Below are 1137 nucleotides of genomic sequence, written 5' to 3'. Positions count from 1 at the left end.
CGGTGACATCGCCACTGCCGGATCCGGCTTCGAGCCAGTACCGGCGATGCTGGAAGGCATAGGTCGGCAACCCGACTCGTCGGGCCCGGCCCGCGAATACCACCGGCCACGCCACCGCAGCAGCGCCACAGGTTTCCAGCCGCGCAGCCGCCGCCAGCAACCGGTCCAGACCGCCCTCGCCGCGACGCAACGAACTCACCACCACAGGTTCGGTGGTAGCGGTCTCGGCGGATTCCTCGATCGCCAGAGCCAACAACGGATGCGGACTCACCTCGACGAACACGGTGTGCCCGGCATCGATCAGGGCACGGACCGCCTGATCGAATTCCACGGTTTCACGCAAGTTACGGAACCAATACCCGGCATCGAGCACGGTGGTGTCGAGCACGGCACCGGTTACCGTCGAATAGAACTCCAGCGGTGCGGAAACAGCAGTGATGCCGTCGAGAACCTCGAGAATCGACTCCTGCAATGCATCAACCTGCGACGAATGCGAGCCGTAATCCACCGGGATACGACGTACTCGTACCCCTTCAGCTTCCAGATCACTCACAAACCCCTCCAGTGCCTCACCAACACCGGAAACCACCGTCGCAGTCGGCCCATTGATCGCCGCGACCGCCAGATCACCACGACCAGCCAGACGTTCACGGACAATCTCAGCAGGCAACGCCACCGAGGCCATGCCACCATGACCCGCCACAGCAGTCAGGGCTTGCGCCCGCAAGATCACCACCCGGGCCGCGTCGTGGAGTGTCAGTGCTCCGGCCACATACGCAGCTGCGATTTCACCCTGCGAATGACCAATCACCGCCTCCGGTTCTACCCCCACCGAACGCCACCACTGCGCCAGCGAAACCATCACCGCGAACAGTGCCGGTTGCACCACGTCGACCCGATTCAGAACATCGTCCCGGACCTCGCCATCGATGACATCGAGCAACGACCAATCCACCAATGGCGCGAACGCTTGGGCACATTCACCCATCATCTGCGCGAACACCGGCGACGTAGCCATCAACTCCCGGCCCATACCCAACCACTGCGCGCCCTGGCCGGGGAACACGAACACCGTCTTTCCGTGCCCGCGTGCCACCCCTTGCACCACATTGCCCGCCACAGCCTGTCCGGCCAGTG

The 1137-nt window shown here is 63.7% G+C and carries 1 protein-coding gene; it reads right to left on the bottom strand.

All coding sequences use genetic code 11. The features are described 5' to 3' along the window. Positions 1 to 1072, bottom strand: a 1072-nt coding sequence (locus AB0H71_RS33910) for an acyltransferase domain-containing protein (RefSeq protein ID WP_357029682.1), incomplete at its 3' end; no start/stop codon positions are given. Positions 1073 to 1137: the final 65 nt, after the last annotated feature.

The organism is Nocardia sp. NPDC050697 (assembly GCF_040654395.1).
Lineage (GTDB): Bacteria > Actinomycetota > Actinomycetes > Mycobacteriales > Mycobacteriaceae > Nocardia.
The sequence above is the reverse complement of the archived record's forward strand: the minus strand, read 5'-3'. Positions and strand labels throughout refer to the sequence as shown.